The following is a 21,930-nucleotide window of genomic DNA, read 5'->3' on the forward strand; positions in this document are numbered from 1 at the left end:
TAGACTGGTAAACGCCATATCTCCACAGATTACAGCAACGGGTGGGGTAAATATCAGTTTTATCGATGAAACTGATGTAGGAATTTTACTGGGTGTTGGCTACAACTTCTAAGTATTTTCAAGTCGCAAAAAGTAAGTTTTTTGCATAAATTAAAAGCTTTTATCATAAATCCTTCTCCTATGCGTGGGAGAGGGATTTAGAAATTAGCTAGCTCCCCAGATAAAACAAAGATAAAAATAAATTAAATGGCGCAATTAGAGCATGATTCTCCTGGTAAATTGCTGGGGGCTGGTAGGTCAGGACAGGTATTTTTAGTCTCTAGTCAAGAAGGTTTAATAGCAAGAAAAATATTTTATACAGACAAAATTGCTAGCATAATTCATTATTTTTTCTTTGGCTCTCCGAATCCTTATGTTTGGAATGAAGATGCAATAAAATGTGCTTTTTTTCGTCGTCAAATTATCCGTGAATTAGTCCAGTTTTGGTTCGGCGATAATTTAAAAGTTGCAGAAGCGATCGCTACCTCTTGGAATCATGAATTTAAAGCCTATCAACTAGATACAGAATTTATTTTAGGGAGACACGTTGCTTTACGTCAGCCTTGTAATGACGAGCGAATAGACGAATTACATGCCTTAGTCTCTGATATTATGCTGCCATTACAGAAAAAATTAATTGCAGCAGGGCTTGATGGACTAGTTTGGCAAGCTGGTAAAGGAACACCTACAGCTTTAAATAATTTTTTATTAGCAAACGATACTCCAGGGAATTATGTTTTTGTTTGGATAGATTTAGAATCGGGTGTACCAGCTTTATTTGGGTTGAATCCCTTAGCACTTTTTTCATTTTATTTGCCTAAATCAATAAAATATAGAAGGGCGTTATTCGATGATGTAGATACGGATAAATTAAACCGATATTTAAATAGATATAGGGATGAATTAGAAAATAAATTGGGTAGTCAAAAGTATGCTGAAGTTTTAGGGTATGTTTTCCAATTAGAGTTTCACCAAAAAAAATGGAAGTCAATGAGGAGGGTTGATCGCAGTATTCAATACCAATTCAAAAAACGGGTCATCGACGAGCAACAAGTTCAATGGTATTCTGAACACCCATTATTTTGGTACGGACGAGAGTTGCTAAGAATAATAGTTCAATTAGTGTATAAGCTTTTCATAGACTTACCTGTTGCTATTATCAATAAACTCGTCAAAGTTCCTTACTTACAATTTTTCTATCAGTTGTGGAAATTTATCTCATCTCATCGCTATCGGTCTAATATCGCCAGAAATTATATAGCTAAAAGGATCGAATATTGGCGAAATAGAAAACAACTAATGAACGAAGAAGCTAATAGTCTATTGCAACAATTGAAGCAAGAAAGCACTAGCGATTATTTAAATTATTTCAGCGTTCATCTAGGTATAAAAATCTTTTTCAAAATTATTGAATACTTGTTAATACCACTTCTTTATGTATTAGGGCTAATTGATGAATTTATTTTCATTACATGGCTAATTATAGGAGGCCCGGTTTATCGAACAGCTTATACATCTTGGAGAATATTACAAGCAGCGCTCAGTAGGCATGAAATTCCTTGGGTTGCCTTTTTTGTTGGCTTAATCCCTACTCTCGGAATACTTGCCTATCCTTGTCAAATTATTTACTCTGCTAAAGGAAGAAAGAAAAAAATTGCTCAATTTATCATCTATGATTTTTTCACTAGAATAGGCAATAAAATTCCTGGCTGGGGTGGAGAAGATACACAGACAGAACATTTTTTTAATCTTTTCGCAGATAGGATTGCTCACAGCAAAAAAAATATAAAAAAAGCTTTTTGAAAGGTAAATCGTCAACGAAAATCGGCGGGAATCCCATCCTAAGTCTTAGAGGATGTTTGAAAAGTAATTGTCTGTGATTTTAGGCACTTGTTGATCCCCCCTAACCCCCCTTAAAAAGGGGGGAACCGGAATTAAAGTCCCCCTTTTTAAGGGGAGCCAGTGCGGTCTTGGGGGTTTCCTCCATGAGCAACTGGCGTGGATTTAGGGGGATCTAAAACTTTTGATACCGAGAAGAGGACTTTTCAAACATACTCTTAGAGACGCTGCGCGAACGAGGGATGGGAGGGATAGCCGCCCGCCGATTTAGTCATTGGTGCTAATGACTAATGACCAATGTGACCAATGACTCGAAATCCCCCGTCTTGAAGCCGGGGGATGAATTAAATCGTAAAAAACAAAGCGGAGTACTCAATAGACACATACTCCTGCAAAGAAGCAAGCTACGCGTTGACGCAGCCTCTCTTAGAGAAGCAGCTACACTGTGCGAGAACGCTTTCAGCAAACCCGCAGGGTATTTCGGCTTTTATTTGCGTAAGTCCTGCATGAGTACTTATTTAAGACAAGAGGATACTCAGAACTCAGTACTACTGAAAATAATATTGTTAAAAAATATTGAATTTGCTACACTTTACCAGTTTTAGTAATTCAATAATTCATAATTGTGGCCATAAGCTACTAACTTGGTATAAGTTGCAATATAACTTAGAAGAATTTATAGTAAACAGACTTTGGCAATTAAAGTATAAATTATCATCCTATGCAAGCTAAAACGAAGTATAAAACAGTACAAGTAACTTGAAGTAATTAGAACTAAAGATAACTCAGATGTATAATTAGCGCGTCTCCTCCATCATCCTTAAAAAGATCGCGATTTAGGACTGGCAGGCTTTCTATTTTTTACTTTAATAATGGGCATATGTGGCAACAAGAAAAAAAAGATACTTCGATAGTCAGGCTGGTATTATGGGTTGCCTTAGCTACGACCCCAATGGCAGCAACTTTGATGGGATCAGAACCCATGCTGGCACAATCTACACCTGAAACTCCCTCTTTTGCACTGCCACAAACAGTGCAGAATGGATCAACAGTGCGGATTGACGGTTCAAATAGCTTGGGTGCAATCAACCAAAGCCTGAAAGAAAGTTTTGAAAAACAGTTTGCCGGCACAAAAGTTGAAGTTGCTGCTAACGGCACTGATACGGCACTGAAAAATTTGCTAGATGGCAAAGTTGACATAGTAGCAATGGGGCGTGGATTGACGCCAGCAGAAAAAGCCCAAGGACTAGAGCAAGTTCGCTTGCGCCGTGAAAAGATTGCGATCGTAGTTGGTGCAGAAAATCCTTTCAAAGGAAGCTTGACTAGTAGGCAATTCGCCCGGATTTTTCGGGGACAAATTACAAATTGGTCACAACTGGGAGGGTCTTCAGGGAAGATTAGGTTAATCGATCACCCTAATACAAGTGAAACTCGCAATACTTTTCGTACCTATCCAGCCTTTAAGACGGCTGAGTTTGCGACAGGAGCCAATGCTACCCAACTAACTGAGGATGATACCGCAGAAGTCATCAAAGAACTAGGCAAAGATGGCATCAGCTATGTATTAGCTAATCAGGTATCGAAGTTGAAAGATGTGCGAGTTCTGCAATTACATCAAGCCTTGCCAGATGATGCTAGATATCCCTTCTCGCAACCTTTAGTTTACGTTTACAAAAAAAATCCTAACTTAACCACAGTAGATTTTCTCGGCTTTACCCTAGCACCCCCAGGACAACAGGCTATAGAACAAGCGATGACTGTTGAAGCAGAGGCGATCGCAACCAGGGTATTACAACCTGCTGTAGCTGCTTCCCCCAGTGCCGAGACAACACCAGCAGCTACGCCTTCCCCTAGTGCCAGTGCTTCTGTATTTGGCGAACAGCCCTTTGTGGCGGCTGCACCTGCACAAAACAGTCCAATTGTCAATAAAGAAACACCAATTTGGTTGCTACTACCTGTCTTTTTTCTGGGTGTAGCTGGAGGCTTACTATGGTGGACTCTTGGAAAACGCTCATTACCCACAGAGAAAACAGACAACTTACCAGAATCAAATCCTCATCCACCCAACACAGAGGATGGAGAAACAACGGTTCTCGATGCCAGCACAGCTTCCTCCCTGAATGGAGCGATGCTTGAGGAGCAACCAGTACCGCAATTCCAAGAGCAAGAAACCCCCGATCGCACTCCTTTCAACATCTATGCTCAAACACAATCTGACCTGACCCAGAATGCTACTCAGGGGACATCAAATTTAGTCCAAGAGGCAACTAATGGCACTTCTAACCTGTATGAAGGCACAACTTCAGGTGTTGCTAATGGATCGCAAAATAACAATAACAACTTAGGAGCCGCAGCTTTAACTGGTGGTGCGGCTCTAGCAACGGGTATCGGGGCGGCTACCTGGCCTGCCTTTACTAACAAAGAAACAGAAATAGTCCCGCTTGATGAGACAATTGAGCTAGACAATTATACTGAGGACAGCAATCCTGAGTCTGATGAAGTTGCATGGGACATAGAAGCCCCAGCTGCGGTAGTTAATACTCCATATCCTCATCTGGCTAATATTCCAGAAGAAACATCTGATGTAGAACTTCCTTCATCTGAGGTGAAAGACCCACTTCCAGAATTACCAGATGTGCCAGAAGCAACATCTAGTTTTGCGTATTGGGACACAGAAGTTAATGAAGATCAGATAGATGAGGAACTTCAGGCAGAATTGAACTGGCTAGATAGTATTACCTCAACTGAAGACTCAGTAGATGAATTTCCGTTACCGGAATCTGGGGAAGTTGCAGCCGATGTCGCAGATGATGTGGAACCGTCAGCGACAGAAACATCCTCACTGCTAAATTTGCCAGAATTTCCATTTCCAGAAGATGTATTGAATGTGGTGGCGGATGCAGCCGAACCCACCATCGATTTTCCAGAAGAAACATCTCCAGCAGAACCGACTATTGGGGAAGGTGTGGCTGAAGCTGACTCCACAGACTTTGCCACCGCTGCGGCTTTAGCAGCAGGTGCAGGGATGGGAGCCTGGGCTACCACTTTGGGATCAGATGCCCAAGGAGAAACTGATACTACGGTTGACAATGAGCCAATTGCAGCCGAAACAGGTATTAGTTTGGTAGATGCAGATGAAGAGAGCAATATTGTGCTCACACCACATACTTATACATTGGCTTATGTCTCTTGGGAGATTTCCGAAGCCAAGAAAGCAGCGCTACGAGAACAAGGCGGCTATCAGTTGGTAGTGCGGCTCTACGATGTGACTGGCATTGACCTGAGTTATCAAAGTCCTCAGCTTGTAAAGCAGTATGAATGTGAAGAGACAGCAGACGATGGTCTGGTGGATATTCCCGTCACCGATCGCGACTACATAGCTGAAATTGGCTATGCTGCTGATGGCGAACGCTGGTTATTCATTGCCCGTTCAGCTATTGTTCGTGTCTTCAGTCCGATATATCCAGATCCCATCGCTGAAGATGTAGCAATTGCAGATGAAACAGATATTGACTTGGTAGGTGTCCAAGAAGAGATCGGTGAAGAAGACAGCAGTGAAGAAGAGAGCAGTATTGTACTCACACCCCGCACTTCTCAATGGGCTGAAGTCTCTTGGGAGATTTCCGAAACCAAGAAAGCAGCGCTGCAACAACAGGGCGGCTCTCAATTGCTAGTGCGGCTCTATGATGTTACTGGGATAGACCTGAGTTATCAAAGTCCTGAGTTTGTCCAGCAGTATGAATGTGAAGAGACAGCACACGATCGCTTTGTTGAAATTCCCATCAGCGATCGCGATTACATAGCTGAAATTGGCTATGTCGCTGATGGCGATGCCTACGGCGGTAAACTACGCTGGTTATTCATCGCCCAGTCAGCGATCGTTCGTGTTTTCAGTCCTGTCTATCCAGATCCCACCACAGATCCCACCGTTGAAGATGTAGCGTTAACAAGCGAAACAGCTATTGATTTGGTAGATGTAGAAGAAGAGAGCAGTGAAGAAGAGAGCTATATTGCGCTCACACCCCGCACTCCCAAATGGGCTTATGTATCTTGGTACATTTCCCCGGCTCAGAAGGAAATGCTGCATCAACAGGGTGGTTCCCAATTGGTAGTGCGGCTCTACGATGTAACTGAGATTGACTTGAGTTATCAAAGTCCCCAGCTTGTACAGCAGTATGAATGTGAAGAGGTAGCACGCGATCGCTTTGTGGCAATTCCTGTTAGCGATCGCGACTACATGGTTGAAATTGGCTATATCGCTAATGGCGATGCCTACGGCGGTAAACTACGCTGGTTACTCATAGCCCGTTCACCTAACGTTCGTGTCTTCAGTCATCCCCACGGGGATTTTTGGTTTGTGGCCGATGCTGAGTTGATTATTCACGGAGCAACCCAACCAAATACAAGCGTAAACATTGGTGGTCATTCCATCAAAATCAAACCCGATGGTACTTTCCACTTACGTCTCCCCTTCTCAGATGGTTTAATGGACTATCTCATAACGGTAGCTGCTGATGGAGAATCCACAAGAACTATCCATAAGAGGTTCTCCCAGGAAACTTCCGAAAGCTAACATTACCCTGCACCCCACACGCCAGATGCTCTACTTGGGGAAGACCGCACTGGCTCCCCTTAATCCCCTGGGGCTAAGGTGTACACACAAGTCCTTCTGACCCCAACTCCTCCTTCGCAAGACTACGGTGTACATACAAGTCCTTCTGACCCCCTCTAACTCTTGCCAAGGGGGAGAGCCAGATATTTCCCCCCTTGGCAAGGCTACGGTGTATACACAAGTCTGAAATAGCTGATTAACCAGGGTTTTACCCCACCCTAACCCTCCCCTTGGAAAGGGGAGGGAACTAGATTTTCCGGTTTCCCCCCTTTCCAAGGGGGGATTAAGGGGGGTAATTCGAGTTGTGTATACACGGTAGCCTTGGCAAGGGGGGATTAAGGGGGGTAAATCCAGGGTTTGGACTTCATTACCAAGATGTATTTATATGCCAGAACAACAGCAGTGGATTATATCTGCAAGTGAACAACCACCAGAGTGGTTTATCCAAGCAGTGAAACAGTATACACCTGCATCAAGTGGACTGTATGCAGCGCAATTGTTGTGGCAAAGAGGAATTAAAGATAATCAACAATTAACAGCTTTTGTCAACCATAAAGCTTATCAACCAAAGAGTCCCTTTGAGTTTGGGCAAGAAATGCAGCTGGCGATCGCACGCTTGCAAGAAGCACGCAATACTAAAGAAATAATTGCCATCTGGGGAGACTTCGATGCCGATGGCATTACCGCCACATCTGTACTTTGGGACGGATTGGGGCAGTTTTTTGCTCAAAATACTCAGTTAATTTACTACATTCCCAATCGCCTGAAAGAATCCCACGGACTTAATGAACAAGGGATTGATAACTTAGCAAAACAAGGTTGCAAATTAATAGTTACTTGCGACACAGGTAGCACAAACCTTGAGGAAATTATCTATGCCAAACAGTTAGGCATAGATGTAATAGTTACAGACCATCACACACTACCCGCCGAACGCCCACCCGTCGCAGCGATTATCAATCCCCGTTATTTACCAAGGGAACATCAGCTATTTAATCTTTCTGGGGTGGCGGTAGCTTATAAGTTGGTGGAAGCCCTGTATCAAACCCTGCCTAATGTTGCAAAATATCCGTTAGAGGATTTATTAGATTTAGTTGCAGTTGGATTAATTGCCGACTTAGTGCAGTTAAGTGGAGATTGCCGCTACTTAGCACAGATGGGAATTCAACGACTGCAAGAAGATTTTAAACAGCCACCAGCAGCACGCCGGCGTCCAGGGATAGGGCGATTATTAGAATTGTGCCAGAAAAGTGGCGATCGCCCCACAGATATTTCCTTTGGTTTGGGGCCAAGAATTAACGCCGTTAGCCGCATTCAAGGTGATGCTAGTTTCTGCGTTGAATTATTAACTAGCCGCGATGCCAAACGTTGTAACGAACTAGCCGAAGTTACAGAACTCGCCAACACCCGCCGCAAATCTTTACAAAAAGATGTGCAAGCACAAGTGGCGCAAAAACTCACCCAATTAGACTTATCAACCACCAGCGTCATAGTCTTAGAAGATGCCCAATGGCCTGCGGGTGTATTGGGTTTAGTCGCCGGACAGGTAGCACAAGAAACAGGTCGCCCAACGATTTTGTTAAGCACGGAAGGATTGGGGACTGGGGACTGGGGACTAGGTACTGGAGAAGACTCTTCCCAATCCCTAATCCCCGATCCCCAATCCCTCGTCGCTCGTGGTTCTGCCCGTTCGGTGAATTCGGTCGATTTATACCAATTGGTAAAAGACCAAGCACATTTGTTACGCCGTTTTGGGGGACATCCCTTTGCAGCGGGTTTGAGTTTATTGGTAGAAAATATTCCTTTATTTACAGCGGCGATTAATCAGCAGTTGCGGCAAACTTTAGGTAGCACAACTCTAACACCAACCGTACAAGCAGACTTGACGGTGACAGTCGCAGATTTGGGGAAAGAGTTATTTTTAGAACTGAAACTACTAGAACCTTGTGGAATGGGTAATCCTGTTCCAAAATTGCTAATTCAAAACTGCTGGTTTGAAAATAGTTGGCATCGCAATCAGCAGGATTGGCAAGGAAAAAAGGTACAGTACATTAAAACTGAGTTTGACATTCGAGATGATTCCAGCAGAAGTGCTTTTCCTGGTATATGGTGGGGACACTACAAAGATGAATTGCCCATAGGAAGGTGTGATTGCATAGCAGAATTAGACTACAACACCTTCAAAAAACGTTATGAAATCAGATTAATTGCTGTGCGTTCTTCTGTTAATTCAGCACTTAACGCCCCGCTATCGCTAACACCCTTCATCCTAGATTTACGAAATCAGGAATACTCAGCAGCTACCGCTAACAGCACTCAGCACTGGATTATTGAAGATTGTCCCACTAATTGGGATGATTTACGTATGTGGTTGCGGCGATGTTTAATGACAAGCCGCTCTGGATCTGGGGTTGAAAATCAGCAACAATTAGCGATCGCTTGGTCTAAACCCAAGCACCAACCACCTAATCAAATTTGGCTAACTCTTGTAGGAATTGCCAAATATCTCAGTCGCACAAATCAACTAGTTACCCGCGTACAACTTTTAGAGAAAATTGGCATCAGCGACCAAACCTTACTTGTCGGAATCAAAGCTTTAAAATATTTAGGGTTTACAGTCACACGACAAGACCGTTCTTTGCAAATCACCTGGCATCCAAGCGATAGTGCCGAAAACCTTGCTGATGCAGCCGTTGCACGATTTTTAGCTGCTGTCCGAGAAGAACAATTTCAGCAACAGTATTTTGCGGAAGTGCCTTTATCTACTATTATTGCGATCGCCAGCTACGACAATTAACGAAAATCGGCGGGAATCCCATCCCTTTGAGGGGTGTCCGGGATAGCCGCCCGCCGATTTAGTCATTAGTCATTAGCACCAATGACTAATGACTCGAAATTCCCCAGCTTCAAGCCGGGGAATGAGTTAACTACTCAAATTAGCAGCACCAAAAGTAGCATTGAACTTGCGACACCAGATAGCGGCAGATTTGTAATCCGCTAAATTGATATTATTAGGAATAGAATATGTTTGAGCGCCGCTATATTTTTTTAATGGAGCAATAATGATATAATCTCCATTTTTTAAAGAATAAGCTGGTGGCTTAGTTGAACCAATTACATTATCTGAACGATGCAAAATTACTACTAAATCCGGGCCTGATTCAGAGGTTTTAAATGACTGTTCAAGCTCTAGAAATGATTTACCGTCTTTGGTTGTAATATTGACTGTTCCCTGAGTTGTATGTTCTCCAGAAACAAAAGTGCCTGACTTAGTAGCAGTTGACCTTTGAGATTGTGCTGAGGGGACTAAAGACTTCGCCGGAGTTGAAGATGTAGGAACAGATGTATTCACAGCGATCGCACTTTCCTTAGATTGATTACTTGATACTTCTGGAGTACAGCTAACCATAACAATAGAAGAAAAACTTAGGATTAATAAAATTCTGAATTTCATGATTTAAATACCTCAATAATTAATTAATCAACAATATAAGTAGAACGGCGTGAATAATTCAAGGTTTATAGTGGGGACTTTAGTCCTCTCTTAAGGGCTAAAGCCCTCACTAAAAGCTAATTAAATAAAATCTTACATTACTTAATGTAGTTTGATTTTTTATCGCCGACTTACTTAGCTTTTGAGTTGAGCTTTGAAGCAATTATTGCTTGAATAATTAGTCTAAAAATTATCCATATATAAGGATTAATATCTAGAAAGCTGAGATTTTGTTTAAAAAATTCTTATGGGTTTCTCAGCAAAATCTAAACTTATTGAATTGTTGTATATAGGACTCTAGGACTTACGCACTGTACAACTTAATCATGGTATGCATATACGAAAATGGGTCGTTTCAGCCTTTTATTAATCGTTCTTCGATGGTCATCTGTAGGGGTTTAGCAATGCTAAACCCCTACGACAGACGTGCTTTTTCAAAGAACCCATATTTGGTATTTTCTGTCAATGCGTAAGTCCTAGACTCATATTTGATTTCTGAAAAAACTCAGTACAACTAAGAAGCCTTCTTGACTGTTGCCTGTAGCAAGATTGCCTATTGCCTGTCTACGCAAATTCGTTCAGAAATCAAAGCGGATTCCTATAATTTTACATTTAGTTAGGTAAAATTTCATAATGTTGTTGTATTTAATTTGAGATAAGGCTTCTTTGCGAGACACCCCGCTGACCATTAGTGCGAGGTTAAGGTAATTGTACTAGTAATTTTATGCAACAATATTAGAAATATTTCTTATTTATCTCCAAGCAAATTTGAGTTAGGTTTAGTCCTTTTGTATAAATTTTTGTTATAAATTTTACTTTAATTTCAGTGGTATTAACTATGACCATCTCCATCTCCAACCAAGCCTTCGATGAGTTACTGCATCAGGGAAAGGTTGATAGTTCCCAACATCCAGACCCCGATGATGGGTTGGATCTGATCTATAATTACCCAAGGTTACTGGGAAAGGGCTACTGGCGGGAAATCCAACTGCGTCCAGGATTGGATCTATGCATTGGTGACTTGCGATTGTGCGATCGCACAATTTTTGAATGCCCAGAAACAGAACATTCGCTACATTACCACTTCCATTTTTCAGGGGGACACGAAGATAAATATACATCCATCCGTGGCGGACAGTATATTTTCCACGGCAGTGGTTTAACTCCTAAAATAAAATCCGAATCTTATCATGAACAGCCATTCCTTGAGGTTGAATTTACAATACAGCCTGAGTTCCTGCGTTCCTTTGCTGGGAATAGTGAAGGTCAACTACCAAAAGAATTACAGCACTTAATTCGACCCTATGATCAGCTAAAGTACCATCGCTGTGGCACTGCAACCCTACCCATGCAGAGAGTTGCACAGCAAATTTTGCATTGTCCCTATCGAGGAATTGCTAAACGTATATACTTAGAGGGGAAAGTGCTAGAACTAATGGGAATGCTTCTAGGGCAAGAGATTGAGATTCGTGATGGTAAAAGCAATATTCAATCTTTGCAACCAGATGTAGTAGATAGAATTCACCATGCTAGGGAAATTTTACTGCAACGGTTGGACAATCCACTATCTTTGAATGAATTAGCGCGACGAGTTGGTTTAAATGAATGCACCCTTAAACGCGGCTTTCGTTCCTGTTTTGGAACAACAGTATTTGGCTATCTGCGTCACTACAAACTTGAACAAGCAAGACAACTGCTAGACACAGGAGAGATGAAAATTACCGAAATTGCTCATGCAATGGGTTACAACAGTCGCAGTCCGTTTGCGGCTGCATTCCGCAAACAGTTTGGCATGAACCCCAAGGAATACCAAAAAATGCGAAAAAATTCCGTTTAGCTATCGAAAAAATTCCGTCTATCTATCGGATGAGACTTCTACCACACCGATTTTTGCTGTAGTTTATTGAAACTGATTCTTATTAATGGTGTGAGCATTGATGTCAAATTATTGCTGGTTGAAGGTGTTGATGCTTGGCTCTTTCTTGGGATTGGTTGCCTTGCCAGCTGGGGCAGAAGCAAGTTTTACTAATTCTGATCCAAATACGTCTCCTGTGGCAACTACGGCTAAAAGTAATCAGAAAATTCCTCGTTTAAATGAAATTGTGCGCCCAGCGACTACGGTTAATCAGTGGCTTGCCCAAGGGATAATTCAGGTAACGGGTGTAAAGCTAAGGCCAACAGACAAGGAACTAGAAGTAATTTTAGAGAATACAGGTTCAGATAAGTTGCAGCCTGTAATTAAGAGTGAAGGGAATAATTTTATTGCAGATATTCCCAATGCTCAGTTAAGTTTGGCATCTGGTAGTGAGTTTCGTCAAGAAAATCCTGCCAGTGGAATTACAGGGGTCACCGTAACCAATATCGATGCAAATACTATCCGGGTAACGGTGACAGGTGAGATAAGTTCGCCCAAAGTTGATTTATTTGATAGTGATGAAGGTTTAATTTTTGGGATAACACCTGCTGCAACGGCGACACAGCCACCGGAAATACCACAGAAGCCAGCAAGTGAGACACCGCAAGAGGAACCAGCAGCACAGCAGGATGAGCCAATTGAGTTAGTGGTGACGGGTGAGGAAGATGGGTATAGTGTAACAAATACTACGACTGGGACAAAAACTGATACACCTTTGCGTGACATTCCCCAATCAATTCAAGTAGTACCACAAGAAGTATTGCGCGACCAACAGGTAACTCGTTTAGACGATGCGCTCAGAAATGTTGCTGGTGTCAATCAGAGTTTTAACTTTGGCCCATTTACTTTCTATAGCATTCGCGGATTTGATGCAACAGAGACGAATCTTCTGAGAGATGGACTCATTGACACATTGGCTGGACAGGTGAGTGAACTTTCCAGTATTGAGCGAGTCGAAGTTCTCAAAGGCCCTGCATCAGTTTTATTTGGTTTGGGTAATCCAGGGGGAAGTATCAACCTCATATCTAAACGTCCTTTGCCCGACCCTTTTTATGCTGTTGAAGCAACTATTGGCAGCTATAGTTTTTATCGAGGTGCGGTTGATTTATCGGGGCCGCTAAATGACTCGAAGACAGTCTTATATAGACTCAACTTAGCCTACAGAAATTCAGGTAGTTTTGTTGATTTCTTTAATGGTGAAAGCTTCAATATATCGCCTGTAATTAGTGTAGCACTTGGCGAGAAAACTAACCTGAACTTGGAAGCAGAATACATCACAACAAGAGATACGATCGCATCTGGCGTACCTGTGATTGGTAGTTTATTACCTAACCCAAACGGGAAAGTGTCCCGTAATCTCAACCTTTTTGAACCTTCTGATAGCATTGAGCAGACAATTATCAGGCTTGGATACCGAATAGACCATAAGTTTGACGGAAATTGGTCGTTAAACAATGCGTTTAGGTTTGTATTTCGTGATCTCTTTCAACGCCGCACCGATTCTAATGGTTTAGAACCAGATAATCGAACTTGGAGGCGTTCAGCGTCAGAAGGATCTTCTGAAAATAAAAATTATGCGATGACGACTAATCTAATCGGTAAGTTCTCCACAGGTTCAATTCAACATCAGCTACTATTTGGGTTTGATTTAAATCGTTTTGACAACTTTAATCCACCAATTGATGAATTCGAGGCGGCATCAATTGATATCTTCAATCCTATATATGGTCAACCGCGAGGAGTACAAGTCCCTTCTTCTTTTGCAGTTCGACAGCAGACGAACTCATTAGGAATTTATCTGCAAGACCAAGTTTCCCTGACAGATAACTTGAAAGTGCTATTAGGTGGGCGGTTTGACGTGATTGATCGAAAATATGAAGATTTAATCAGTAACACAGAAAGCAGTGGGACAGATAGTGCATTCAGTCCTCGTTTTGGCATTGTCTATCAACCCATCCCCGCTATCTCTCTCTATACCAGTTATACAAGTTCATTCACTCCACCAGGCGGCTCATACTTTTTTGGTGTTGACTCTTCCTTCGAGCCAGAACGCGGTAATCAGTATGAGGTTGGGGTAAAAGCAGATTTGAATGATCGCCTTTCCGCAACCCTAGCCTTATTTGATTTAACCCGTACCAATGTCACGACAGAAGATCCTAACAGACCAAACTTTTCTATCCAAGTAGGTGAGCAGAATAGCCAAGGGGTTGAACTGAATCTGGCGGGTGAAATTTTACCAGGATGGAATATTTTTGCAGGCTATGCTTATATCGATGCCCGCATTACGAAAGATAATACTTTGACACCTGGAAACCGATTATCAAATAGCGCCAATCATTCTTTCAACTTGTGGACAAGCTACGAAATTCAAAAAGGTAATTTACAAGGCTTAGGGGCGGGAATCGGCTTGTTTTTTGTAGGCGATCGCGCTAATTTTGATAACACTTATACTGTACCTAGCTATTTTCGGACTGATGCCTCTATTTTCTACAAACAAGATCGATTCAGAGCCGCACTCAACTTCAAAAATCTATTTGACATAGACTATTTTGAAAGCTCACTAGGTAATCGTGTTTATTATGGACAACCTTTTACAGTTCAAGGAACTATTTCTTGGCAGTTTTAATAATTGAGACAATCATGCGACATTTTTCTTACTGGCTAATATTAGGCATCTTCGGATTTACTCTAGTTACAGCTTGCAATCTCCACACATCTCAAAATATATCATCTTTACCTAAACAACCAACCGCAGAATGTCGCATGGTTAAACACACAATGGGGGAAACCTGTGTTCCCGTTAATCCCCAGCGTATTATTACCTTATCCTCATGTACTTTAGGCAATGTCCTAGCACTTGGGGTTAAACCCATCGGGACAACTAACGAAGTTTACATAGAGGGTAACTCTCTGACATCCATTAATGGTAAATCGGAGGGAATAAAATTACTTGGACTTTCACAACCAAATTTAGAAGCAACGTTACGACTCAAGCCAGATTTAATTATTGGTGTAGATTGGTTCAAGCCAATTTATCCTTTACTATCTAAAATTGCCCCTACAGTATTAGGTGAGATTGATTACATAAGCTGGCAAAAACATCTGAGTTTTGTAGCTGAATCCTTGGGGAAGCAAGATGCTGAAAAAGCACTTTGGGATCGCTACTATCAGCGAATAGAAAAGCTAAAACTAGCATTAGGAAATCGCTATCAAGGCAAAAAAATATCCTTTGTAACTGTTGGACGTGAGCAGATATACATTGATTCCAAAAACTCATTTCCTGGCTCCATTATCAGTGATGCACTTTTGCAGCGTCCAGCCTCACAAAATATCGATTCAACCTATGGAGCGTTTCCTATTTCCTTAGAGGAATTAAAAAAAGCTGATGGCGATATTTTATTTGTGACAACTTTTTCAAGAAATGGCAATAAATTTCTGGCAAAAAAACAACAGGAACCACTTTGGAAAAAACTTAAAGCTGTTCAAGAGCATCACGTTTATTATGTTGATTTTATGGCATGGGCTGCAACAAATATGCTAGGAACTGATGCAGTTATTGATGACTTATTTAAATACCTCGTCAATGCTCACTAACTCAATTTCCCGAACATATCATATTCGTCTGTAAATCCGGCTACTATTTTTCTGATGAAGCAAGATGTTTTTACTACAAAGATATACCTTTTTATTCCTGAAGAATAACTATAGGAGTAGACGGTGATATTATATTTAGAAGAATTTATGAAGATGACAATGAAAAATAATTGAAATAACTCAAACAAAAACCACTATGCAAAACGCTTAAAACCGTTCAGAAAAATCATGTTTACTTAGTAAAAGTATCAACCTTGAGAGAGTCAGTTTTGCTTGCGGCTGATGCCGTAATTGATGATTTATTTAAATACCCAGTCAACACACCTTAACCCATGACTAAACACACGCTATTCGTCTGCAAAGCCTGCCATCGTTCATCTGAAGAACGACCAGAAAATCCGCCTTTTGATGGAAATACTTTACTTGACAAACTAAATAGTTTATGTAATCAACAATTCCATCCTGACGAACTAGAAATTCAGCCTGTAGGATGTCTTTGGGCTTGCAGTCAAGGCTGTGTTGTATCTGTATCTAGCCACGAGAAACCCACCTATCTATTTGTCAATCTTTCCCCAGAAGAAAGTTCAGCAGCGTTAATAGAATTTATGCAACTGTATATCAAGAGTCGTAAAGGTGGCATAGTTTGGGAAAAATTTTCCGAACTTTTGCAGTCTAAGATTTTCGCGCAAATTCCGCCTGCAAAATCATAGCTTTGGTAAGATATGTTTGATTTGACTCTAATACCAATTCTGTATGAAGATACGCCTTATGAACCCCTCTTGGTAAGGCGGTGTATACACAAGTTACCCCCCTTAATCCCCCCTTGGAAAGGGGGGAAAATAAATCCAGTTCCCTCCCCTTTGCAAGGGGAGGGTTAGGGTGGGGTAAAAACCAGATTCGTAAACTACTCCAGACTTGTGTTTACACCGCAGCTTCATAAAGAAACGGTATAAGAGGATGTTTGAAAAGTCTTATTTTCAGTATCAAAAATTTTAGATCCCCCTAAGTCACAGCAAAACCCTTTTCAAGCAACCTCTAAATTATCGGATCATCAGGAATCGCACTTACCCGCTACTTCCAGAGGATTGCGATCGCTATTAATCTAATTCATTTCCCTACTAACCAAGATTTTTCATTCCCGATTGCACGTTCCACAAACCAGCATAAATCCCATTCTTCTCCAACAATTTTTCGTGTGTTCCCGACTCAACGAATTCTCCATATTCCATCACATAAATACAATCAGCATTGCGGATAGTGGAAAGACGATGAGCTATGGCTATTGTCGTTCGATTAGCAGTGATGCGTTCCAAAGAACGCTGAATAGCAGCTTCAGTTTCATTATCCACTGCTGAGGTGGCTTCATCTAAAATCAAAATTGGTGGATTCTTTAAAACAGCCCTAGCGATCGCAATTCTTTGGCGTTGTCCACCAGATAATTTTTGACCCCGCTCACCAACCATTGTCTCATAACCTTGGGGTAGACGGATAATAAAATCATCAGCTTCGGCAATTTTCGCAGCTGCAATTATTTGTTCATCGGTAGCATCAAAAGTACCATAGGCGATATTTTCAGCAACCGTACCATGAAATAAGAATACGTCTTGGCTAACCAAACCGATACTGCGACGCAAATCGCGTAAGTTTAATTTTTGGATATCAATACCATCAATAGTAATTGTTCCAGAAGAAATATCATAAAATCGCAGTAGTAATTTAACTAAGGTACTTTTCCCGGAACCTGTAGACCCAACAATAGCAATAGTTTTGCTATAGGGAATATGTAAAGATAGTTTTTTAATTACTGGTTCTCTATTTTGATAAGCAAAAGTTACTTGCTTAAAGTCAATTTCGCCACGTACCTGAGCGACATTTAAAGATATATTTCCTCTAATAATATTGATGGGAGCATCTAACAAATTCATAATCCGATTGGCAGAAGACATTGACCTTTGATATTTGTCGAATATTTCTCCTAATGTGACTAATGGCCACAATAATCTCTGTACTAAAACGAGTAAAACACTGTAATTACCAATAGATATTTGACCAGCATATGCCGCCATCCCTCCCCAAAATAATAAGGCTGTAAACCCTACTAAAACTAACATTCTAATTAAGGGCACAAATGCGGCAGAAAGTTTAATTGCTTTGTTGTTACTTTTTCTATATGCTTCGCTATCTCCTGCTAATCTAGCGCTTTCATAATCTTCAGCAGTGAAACTTTTAATTGTGTTAATTCCACTAAGATTATTTGCCAATCGTGAATTCAAAAAACTTACCTTTTCCCGCACCTCAGCATAACGGGCTTCCAGACGCTTTTGATAAGTAAATGAACCCCAAACAATAAATGGCATGGGCAACATTACTGCTAGGGTAATGGAAGGAGGTAAAACAAAGAAAGCACCAACAGTTAAAATAATGATTGAGGTGCTAATCTGGATGATATCATTAGCTCCAAAGTTTAAAAAATCTTCTAACTGATTGATATCATCATTCAAAATTGACATCAAACGACCAGTGCTGCTTTCTTCAAAGTAAGCTGAATCTAATTCTTGGACATGATTGTAAGTATCTAAGCGTAAACTATGCTGGATATTTTGAGCTAGACTACGCCAAATTCTATCATAGGCGTACTGAGAAAGTGATTCAAATATCCAAATAATGACAGTGACAATAGAAAGCAATAAAAATTGTGAAAATACATCTTTTATTCCCAACTTTGCAATTAGAGAATCTTGCTGCTTTACGAGAATATCTACCGCAGTACCAATCAACCACGGTGGTGCTAAGTCTAAAAGTGTATTGATGATCGAAAATGTTGTTGCTTGCCAAATTTGTTGACGATATTGGCTGCCATAGTTGAGCAAGCGTTGTAAAGGATGGGCTGAATTACTACGATTTTTAGATACTCTAGGAGATTGTGATGTGATTGTCACTGTTTGTTGTTTGTAGTTAGGTGAATGTGAGTTAAAATAATCTGCACTAGAAAGTGTATTTTTAAGCAATGTCTTTAGTAGAAATCTAATCAGTCATTGCAGAAAATTTATAGGAAGAATTCAGAACTCAGGAGTCAGAATTCAGTATGAATTCTGTACGACTGGGTAATGAATATTGATTTAAAACCTGGCCCGCAAGTGGCGCGAAACTAGGATGAATTTTTTTAACTCATTTAAAACTCTATCCCTTCATGGATAGAGTATTCTGAATTATGAATTATGAATTATGAATTCTGACTCCTTTTTATTATTTACTTTTCCCTTGCGTCCTATCGGTACACACATCGGTGTCTTTACTACTGGGTCAGGGATAATTTGACACTCTAACCCAAAAACCTCCTGAACCATTTCTTGAGTCATCACTAGCTTTGGTTCCCCAGCAGCAAAAATTCGACCATCTTTGACTGCAACTAAATAATCAGCATAACGACACGCCTGATTTAAATCATGTAGCACCATCACAATTGTCCGTCCCTGATTTTGGTTCAACTCATACAATAAATCCAAAATCTCTATCTGGTGCGCCAAATCTAAAAAAGTAGTCGGTTCATCTAAAAGTAAAATATCTGTATCTTGTGCCAATGCCATTGCAATCCAAGCTCTTTGTCGTTGTCCACCAGACAAAGTATCTAATGCTCTATCTGCTAATTTCAACAAATCTGTAATTTCTAGTGCTTGCTGCACGATTTTTTCATCTTTTTCCGACCACTGCTGCAACCAATTTTGATAAGGATAACGTCCTTGTGCTACCAAATCTCGCACTGTTAACCCTTCCGGCGCTACTGGCCCTTGGGGCAAAATACCTAACTGCTGTGCTACTTCTTTGGTGGAAAGATTAAAAATAGATGTTCCATCAAGATATACTGTACCGCCACGGGGTTTGAGTAATCTTGCTAAACCTCGTAATAACGTTGATTTACCACAACCATTAGCACCAACTAAACCACTAATTTGTCCGGTGGGGATTGCTAAATTTAGGTCACGGATAATCAGCGCACCATCGTAAGCTAAAGACAGACTTTTGGTTGAGAGTCCTTTCATAAGTGAAGCCATTTTAGATTTTAGATTTTAGATTTTGGATTGATAAAATATGATTTTTAGCAAGTCCCCAGTCCCCAATCCTTTATTTTTTGCGGTTACGAATTAATAAATAAAGAAAATAAGGAGCGCCAATAGCAGCAGTTACGATTCCACAAGGAAGTTCGATAGGTGCAAACAGAGTTCTTCCTAGCAAGTCTGCTATCACAACAATTGCTCCCCCCAAGAGGGCGGAAGTAGGAATCAAGCCTTCATGGGTTCCACCTACCAACTGTCGTCCTAAATGAGGTGCGATTAAACCAATAAAACCAATATTTCCGGCGGTGGCGACTCCCGCACCTGCTAAGGCTACACCCACCAGCACGAGTAAACCACGTTGCCATTCCACCTGACTACCTAAACTTTTGGCGACATCATCTCCTAAATTTAAAGCGTTCAAATGCCTTGCTAGTGTCAAAGCCATTGGGACAAAAACAATTAACCAAGGTAACAGAGAAAAGACTTGCTCCCAAGTCCGGCCGTAGACGCTCCCAGCTAACCAAACCAAAGCATTACTAACGTCATTAATTTCGCCAAAGGTAATCATTAAGCTGGTTATGGCACTGGCGATCGCAGATAAACCAACACCCATTAAAATTAATAGAATCGGAGAACTACCGTTATTCCAAGCCAGCGAGTAAATTAAAATCGCCATCAGCAATGCGCCAGCAAAAGCCGACAAAGGCAAGGTGTAAATTGGTGCTGATGGAAATAGTACAATTACTGTAACTGCCGCCAGACTAGCCCCAGCATTGATGCCGATAATACCTGGGTCAGCCAAGGGATTGCGTGTCAGCCCTTGGAAGATAGTACCAGAAATTGCCAGCGCCATTCCCACCATAAAAGCTACAAGGGTGCGGGGTAGACGCAGATTTTGAATCACGAATTGATGGTCTGGGTTTCTTGTATCTAAACCCAATATAGTTTTCACGATATCTAAAGGCGAGATTGGATATTCACCACGCCCGACATTGATCACCATCGCCACTGCGATCGCTACTGCCAAACATAGCAGTATGATTGGTACACGTCGGTCAATTCGGAAAGATATCGCCGGAGAACGAATGACTAGCCAATCAAAACTCATTTTTTCACCTTCGACTTAGCCAGGTAGACAAAAAAAGGAGCGCCAACTATTGCTGTCATTACACCTACAGGTAACTCCTGTGGTTTGAGCAATACACGGGCGGCAATATCTGCGACCAAGAGTAAGATAGCACCTAAAACTGCACAATAAGGTAATATCCAACGATAATCGGCTTTAATATAAAATCTCACTATATGGGGAACGACTAAACCAATGAAGCCGATTGGCCCTGCAAGAGCGACGGAACTTCCTGCTAGTAAAACTACGCTGATAGCGGTCAATATTTTGATCCAAGCTGTCTGCTGACCCAAACCTTTAGCGACATCTTCACCTAAACTCATAGTGGTAATTTGTCTGCCGAGGGCAAAAGCTACTACTAATCCGATGCCGACGAAAGGCAGTAGTTGTAAGAATAAATTAAAATCTCGACCAGATAATGAACCAGCCAACCAAAATCTCACTTCTTCGAGTGTTTGTTGACTGACAATGAGGATACCAGTGGTAAAGGAAGAAATCAGAGCAGTTAACGCCGCTCCTGCTACTGTCAGATTCAGTGGGGTGGCTCCTCCTCGTCCCAGAGAGCCAAGGATATAAACTAACACCGCTGTTACTCCCGCACCTAGAAATGCCGCAAGAGCATAAACACTTAGGGATGAGCTACCAAAAATAAAAGTTGCGACAACTACAAAGAGCGCGGCTCCCGATTCAATACCCAGAATACCTGGATCTGCTAAAGGGTTTCGCGTCAAACCCTGCATCAATGCTCCTGATACAGCAAGGGCTGAACCTACAAGGATAGCAATTAGCGATCGCGGTAATCTCACAGTCTGAATAACTAAGTGATCGTAGGAACCATCAAAGGCTAGAAAAGATGTCAAAATCTTACCTAGAGGTATTTCTGCTGCACCTAGCGTCACACTGTACACCAAGCAAATTAGTAGCATACATATTCCCAAAACCAGACCAAAGAAGGCTGTAATGGGTGGCTTTTTCAATTCTCTAGGTGAGAGTGTAGTTGCTTTTATCATTTGATCCTGCCGTCATTTGAAACTATTACGCTCTGCTGGTTAGTTCTTTTCAATAGGCACTCTCAATATTTAACAGCTTTTTAATCATTAGAATTGATAATCTTTCTTGATAAATATATAGATTACATGATCATGCAGCCTTTTTCCATTTTTTAAACGGAATAAGGGATGTCATTACAGTTTTGATATATTTTCTCAACAAAGTGGTATTGTGAGATCGGCTTAAATCTGCTTTGTCAAAGTCACT

12 protein-coding genes are annotated in these 21,930 nt (G+C 41.2%); 7 read left to right on the forward strand and 5 right to left on the reverse strand.

The window, feature by feature from the left end; all coding sequences use genetic code 11:
- Positions 1–246: 246 nt before the first annotated feature.
- The 3 genes from A4S05_RS30540 to A4S05_RS30555 all read left to right on the forward strand — a co-directional run bounded on the left by A4S05_RS30540 (position 247) and on the right by A4S05_RS30555 (position 9,287).
- Entirely contained in the window at positions 247–1,842 is a 1,596-nt protein-coding gene (locus A4S05_RS30540; RefSeq protein WP_069073529.1) for a hypothetical protein, read from the forward strand.
- Positions 1,843–2,758: 916 nt separating this feature from the next.
- Positions 2,759–6,451 carry a DUF4912 domain-containing protein gene (locus tag A4S05_RS43780; RefSeq protein WP_069073531.1) on the forward strand — a complete coding sequence of 1,231 codons (3,693 nt, stop codon included), beginning with the start codon at positions 2,759–2,761 and terminating at the stop codon, positions 6,449–6,451.
- A 424-nt stretch (positions 6,452–6,875) separates the two neighbouring features.
- Positions 6,876–9,287 carry a single-stranded-DNA-specific exonuclease RecJ gene (locus A4S05_RS30555; protein ID WP_069073532.1) on the forward strand — a complete coding sequence of 804 codons (2,412 nt, stop codon included), beginning with the start codon at positions 6,876–6,878 and terminating at the stop codon, positions 9,285–9,287.
- A gap of 126 nt (positions 9,288–9,413) precedes the next feature.
- On the opposite strand, the gene A4S05_RS30560 is transcribed toward A4S05_RS30555, so the two are convergent.
- Positions 9,414–9,944 carry a DM13 domain-containing protein gene (locus A4S05_RS30560; protein ID WP_069073533.1) on the reverse strand — a complete coding sequence of 177 codons (531 nt, stop codon included), beginning with the start codon at positions 9,942–9,944 and terminating at the stop codon, positions 9,414–9,416.
- Between the two features lie 877 nt (positions 9,945–10,821).
- Here A4S05_RS30560 and A4S05_RS30565 point away from each other — a divergent pair.
- From A4S05_RS30565 to A4S05_RS30580, 4 genes are all read left to right on the forward strand, one after another.
- On the forward strand, positions 10,822–11,820 hold the full coding sequence (locus tag A4S05_RS30565) for a helix-turn-helix transcriptional regulator (RefSeq protein ID WP_069073534.1): 999 nt from the start codon (positions 10,822–10,824) through the stop codon (positions 11,818–11,820).
- A gap of 100 nt (positions 11,821–11,920) precedes the next feature.
- Positions 11,921–14,524, forward strand: coding sequence for a TonB-dependent siderophore receptor (locus A4S05_RS30570; protein ID WP_256091274.1), 2,604 nt, complete (start codon positions 11,921–11,923; stop codon positions 14,522–14,524).
- Between the two features lie 14 nt (positions 14,525–14,538).
- A complete protein-coding gene (locus A4S05_RS30575; RefSeq protein ID WP_084227329.1) occupies positions 14,539–15,492 on the forward strand; it encodes an ABC transporter substrate-binding protein in 954 nt (317 codons plus the stop codon).
- A gap of 332 nt (positions 15,493–15,824) precedes the next feature.
- Positions 15,825–16,202, forward strand: a complete 378-nt coding sequence (locus tag A4S05_RS30580; RefSeq protein WP_069073536.1) for a DUF1636 family protein — start codon at positions 15,825–15,827, stop codon at positions 16,200–16,202.
- Positions 16,203–16,610: 408 nt separating this feature from the next.
- Here the strand turns inward: A4S05_RS30580 and A4S05_RS30585 are convergent, their stop codons facing one another.
- The 4 genes from A4S05_RS30585 to A4S05_RS30600 all read right to left on the reverse strand — a co-directional run bounded on the left by A4S05_RS30585 (position 16,611) and on the right by A4S05_RS30600 (position 21,683).
- A complete protein-coding gene (locus A4S05_RS30585) occupies positions 16,611–18,431 on the reverse strand; it encodes an ABC transporter ATP-binding protein (protein ID WP_069073544.1) in 1,821 nt (606 codons plus the stop codon).
- A gap of 270 nt (positions 18,432–18,701) precedes the next feature.
- A complete protein-coding gene (locus tag A4S05_RS30590) occupies positions 18,702–19,532 on the reverse strand; it encodes an ABC transporter ATP-binding protein (protein ID WP_069073545.1) in 831 nt (276 codons plus the stop codon).
- A gap of 82 nt (positions 19,533–19,614) precedes the next feature.
- Positions 19,615–20,655, reverse strand: coding sequence for a FecCD family ABC transporter permease (locus tag A4S05_RS30595; RefSeq protein ID WP_069073537.1), 1,041 nt, complete (start codon positions 20,653–20,655; stop codon positions 19,615–19,617).
- Positions 20,652–21,683 carry a FecCD family ABC transporter permease gene (locus A4S05_RS30600; RefSeq protein WP_069073538.1) on the reverse strand — a complete coding sequence of 344 codons (1,032 nt, stop codon included), beginning with the start codon at positions 21,681–21,683 and terminating at the stop codon, positions 20,652–20,654. The genes A4S05_RS30595 and A4S05_RS30600 overlap by 4 nt, the downstream gene beginning before the upstream one ends.
- Positions 21,684–21,930: the final 247 nt, after the last annotated feature.

It is taken from the genome of Nostoc sp. KVJ20, assembly GCF_001712795.1.
GTDB lineage: Bacteria > Cyanobacteriota > Cyanobacteriia > Cyanobacteriales > Nostocaceae > Nostoc.